Source organism: uncultured Thiodictyon sp. (assembly GCF_903828115.1).
In the GTDB taxonomy this organism is placed as follows: domain Bacteria; phylum Pseudomonadota; class Gammaproteobacteria; order Chromatiales; family Chromatiaceae; genus Thiodictyon.
Map to the genome: position 1 here is coordinate 1 of NZ_CAIKKU010000322.1, position 4,127 is coordinate 4,127.

Annotated in this window: 3 protein-coding genes and 1 other RNA gene; 1 reads left to right on the plus strand and 3 read right to left on the minus strand. The window is 68.5% G+C overall.

Annotated elements, in window-relative coordinates; all coding sequences use genetic code 11:
- The 3 genes from rnpB to QZY48_RS11680 form a co-directional block, all read right to left on the minus strand.
- An RNA gene (rnpB, locus tag QZY48_RS11670) (RNase P RNA component class A) lies at nucleotides 1-185 on the minus strand; the annotation flags it as partial.
- A gap of 367 nt (nucleotides 186-552) precedes the next feature.
- Entirely contained in the window at nucleotides 553-1,653 is a 1,101-nt protein-coding gene (locus QZY48_RS11675; RefSeq protein ID WP_295431026.1) for an L-dopachrome tautomerase-related protein, read from the minus strand.
- A gap of 383 nt (nucleotides 1,654-2,036) precedes the next feature.
- On the minus strand, nucleotides 2,037-2,663 hold the full coding sequence (locus QZY48_RS11680) for a hypothetical protein (RefSeq protein ID WP_295431027.1): 627 nt from the start codon (nucleotides 2,661-2,663) through the stop codon (nucleotides 2,037-2,039).
- Between the two features lie 238 nt (nucleotides 2,664-2,901).
- Here QZY48_RS11680 and QZY48_RS11685 point away from each other — a divergent pair, with 238 nt between their 5' ends.
- On the plus strand, nucleotides 2,902-3,948 hold the full coding sequence (locus tag QZY48_RS11685) for a cyclopropane-fatty-acyl-phospholipid synthase family protein (RefSeq protein ID WP_295431028.1): 1,047 nt from the start codon (nucleotides 2,902-2,904) through the stop codon (nucleotides 3,946-3,948).
- The last annotated feature ends 179 nt before the right edge of the window (nucleotides 3,949-4,127 follow it).

Genomic DNA, 4,127 nt, shown 5'->3' on the forward strand with positions numbered 1-4,127 from the left:
CTTACCGCACCATTTCACCCTTACCTTTCCTGTTCCGGCCGTAACCGGAAAAAGACTGGCGGTATATTTTCTGTGGCACTTTCCGTGGGCTCGCGCCCCCCAGGCGTTACCTGGCACCCTGCCCTCTGGAGCCCGGACTTTCCTCCCTCCCCGCGAGCGGGAAGAGCGACTGTCCGGCCGACTCCCCGGACGCATTCTAACCGATTCCGGGGTTGCGCCCGCGGTCGCAGGATCGGCTGACGGCCGCGGCAGCAAGACCAGCCGCCCCGGACGATGTAAATCCCCCCGTGGGAGCGGCTTCAGCCGCGATGCGAGGCCTCGTCGCGGCTAACGGCCATGGCACCCGCGCCACCCCGGAACATGAAAGTCCTCTCGACCGCTAGCCGATGGCCAGCGTGCGGGGCGCCGTAGTCAGGGCTATCCAGCCCTGACTGTTCCAGCCCCGACACCGTCAGGCCAGGATGGCCTGACTACGCACTTTCACGGTAAAGCCGCTCCCACAGCGTCGCTGCGCTACTTTCACGGTCAGGCCTGGACCGCCTGGGCACTGACTCAATCGGGATCGGCGGGGGTGTAGACGCGCATGATGCGGTACGGGAGCAGCCCCCCGTCGACCCCGCCGTTCAGGGCCGGGGCGCGGTGGAGTTGATTGACGGCGATGTAGAGCCACCCGGGCTCCCCGAAGCTCAAGGAGTCCGGCCACAGGAGTCGGTCGTCCTCGACCAGGGTCTCCAGCTTTCGGTCCGGGTGCAGGACGGCAACGGCGTTGTGGGCAAGATCGGTGAAATAGTGATTGCCCGCCGCATCGGTGGCGGCCCCGTCGGAGACCGGCTTGGGCCCAGCCTTGGTGATGGCCGCAGCGATGGCGGCGTCGTCCGCCCCCTCGCGCAGCAGGCGCGCCGGGACCCGGTACCAGGTCTCACCGTTCATGGCGCCGAAATAGAGGGTCTCGCCGTCCGCGGACAGGGTGATGGGATTCACCGCGATGCGCGCGGGCTTGACCTTGCCGTCCTCGCCCTTGGGGCCTATGACCCGGCCCTCGACCACGAGGTCCAGATCCTCCGCTTGCAGGGCCGGGGAGGCGCTGAAGCGCCGGGAACTGCGGCCCTTCAGGTCCACGACCACTAAGGCCGGCTCATGGCTGCCGCCGGGATCGGCGATATAGACGAAGCCGCGCGCGGCGTCCACCGCCAGGTCGTTGAGAAAGCTCCCCAGAGGCCCGGTCTGCGGCGGGAAGTCATAGCGCAGGACCGGCTTGCCGTCGGCGAGCGCGAAGGCCAGGAGCTTGGGCGTCTGGGGCGGCTCCCCCAGTCCGTTGTCGAGCACCCACAGCCGGTCCTGGCCGTCGATGTGGATGCCGAGCACGCTGTTGAGCACGTCCGGACCCGAGCCGAAGGCGCCGTTCCAAGCAAGGTCCGGCCAGGGCCGGTAGCTCTTGGGCCCCGTCACCTCGATGAGCTGGGCCGGCCCCCGACGGAACTGGTGCACCGTGGCGAAGACCCGCCCCTTGGCGGTCACCGCCAGATTGCCGGGATTGATGGGCAACTCCGCCACCACCTCGAGGGCACCCGGAATCAACTGCTCATCCGCCGCGACGGGGAGCGAGGTAAGGGGCAGCAGGGCAAACAGCAGGACGGCGAGCGATGGACGCATGGGATTCTCCGGCGCTGGTTTAAATCGGACGGACTGGGCGAGTGACCTGGGTCTCGGCCCCTTCATTATCAGAGGCTAACGACCATGGAAGGTCGCTCTGCCACCCCGGAAAATGAAAGTCTTCGGTGGGAGCGGCCTCCGGCCGCGAGACGGCGCCGCGGCGAACTCCGATGCCGCGTTCCTCACGCGGCCCGTCGCGGCTGAAGCCGCTCCCACAGCGTCGCTGCGCGACTGTCGCGGTAAGCATACCGTGAAACCGGCCTCCATCATGATTGCGGCCACCGAGCCGATGACAACCGTCGCAGCAAGGACCAGCGGTCGGCGCCGCGATCAGGACGGTGAAATCCGTACCGCAGCCCCGCGGGGGTTTGCGCTAACCGCGGCTAGCGGCTGTCCCGCCCGTTGTCATCCTCCGATCCATCCGCGGGGCCGTCGCCGGGGCCGTCTTGCGGTCCGCCGCCGGGGCCGCCCGTGGGCGGACCATCACCCCGCGGCCCGTCCCCCCGCTTGCCCCGGTGGTCGCCGCGCGACTCCATGGCCGCGAACCGTTGCTGCTGCTCCGGGGTCAGGACGGCCGCGATGCGCCCCTGCAACTCGGTGCGGGCCAGGGCCGGATTGGTCAGGCGCTCGGCGAGGATCGCGCGCACCTGGGTGACCTGCTCGGGGCTCAGACGCAGGCGATCGGTCAGACGGTCCACCTGTCGGTCCAGCCCCCGCTGCTGCTGCGCCGCTTCCGCCGCGCGCTGCTCGTCCGTGAGGACGCCCTGGATCCGCTGGCGCACCTGGGCGTGCAACTGGTCGGCAGCGGTGCGCTCCTCCTCGAGGATGGTCTTGACCTGCGCCTGCTGCTGCGGCGTCAGATCGAGCCGCCGTGTCAACCGCTCGAGCCGCGTGTCGGGATCGCCGTGAGGCCCGCCCTGGCCGCAGAAGGCCGCCCCGGTGCCGAGCGCGGCGGCGAGGCCGATGGCGATGGCGATGGCGAGCAGGGTTCTGGGGGTCTTGAGTCGCATGGGTAAAGTCTCCGCATAGGGGGATGATCGACGGACGCGGGGGCCGACCTTGGGGCCTGCCCCGCGATGGGTCTCCAGGGGGCCCGGCAGAGGCCCCGTGGAAGGGGAGATTACAGGGCTGGAATGCAGCGCTGGTGCAGCCAATGCGCAAGAACCGCGCAAGCCGGGCCTTGGCATTGGGTGCCTTGGACAATACCTGACCGACAGAGGATAAACCGACACAAGAGGGGCATGACAGATGCACAACGCCACCACCGCCGTGATCCGCTGGGTGGAACAGGGCCGGGTGCCCGACGCGATGACCCGCGCCGGCATCCGCGCCTTGCTGCGCCAACGCCTGGCCACGCTGCCCACACGGGACTGCGCGCTCGCTGCCGAAGAAACCCGCGCCTTCGTCGCCATGATGGACGCCTCCCCGATCGCCGCGGTCCCCGAACTGGCCAACGCCCAGCACTATGAACTGCCCCCCGAATTCTTCGTGGAGGTCCTGGGGCCCCGGCGCAAGTACAGTTCGTGCCTCTGGTCCGCCGGGGTCCAGACCCTGGCCCAGGCGGAAGACGAGTCCCTGCGGGTGACCGCGGAACGCGCCGGCATCGCCGACGGGATGGAAATCCTGGAACTGGGCTGCGGCTGGGGCGCCTTCAGCCTCTATGTGGCGGAGCGCTTCCCCCGGTGCCGGGTCACCGCCGTCTCCAACTCCCAGGGCCAGCGCGGATTTATCGAAGGGGAGGCGCGGCGGCGCGGACTCGCCAACCTGACGCTGATCACCGCGGACATGAACACCTTCGCCGCGCCCGGGCGCTACGAACGCATCGTTTCTATCGAAATGTTCGAGCACATGCGCAACCACCGCGCCCTGTTCGCCCGGGTCCACGACTGGCTCAAGCCCGGGGGCCGCTTTCTGATGCACATCTTCTGTCACCGCGCCCACCCCTACGCCTTCGAGGACCAGGGCGCGAGCGACTGGATGAGCCGGTACTTCTTCTCCGGCGGCATCATGCCGAGCGACGAGTTGCCGCTCCTGTTCCAGGACCGGCTGCGCCTGCTGGAGCGCTGGCGCTGGGACGGCCGCCACTACGAGCGCACCCTCAACACCTGGCTCGAGCAAATGGACGCCGCCCGCCCCCGCGTCTGGCCCATCCTGGAGCAGACCTACGGCGCCGACCAAGCCGCCGCCTGGTGGATGCGCTGGCGGCTCTTCTTCATGGCCTGCGCCGAACTCTTCGGGTATCGGGACGGGCAGGAGTGGTGGGTCAGTCACTACCTGTTCGAGCGGCCCGCGTAACAAGCAGCGGGGGCGTCCCGCCCGCGCGGCAACAGTTCCACCTCCGGTAATAGGTCAAACAAGTCCATTAGGGAACGCTTACCGCGTCGTTGTCGTTGTCGTTGTCGTTGTCGTTGTCGAGATTATCGTAGCGCCCCGGATTCTCTCGACATCGCTTCTCCGATTACGACAACGACAAC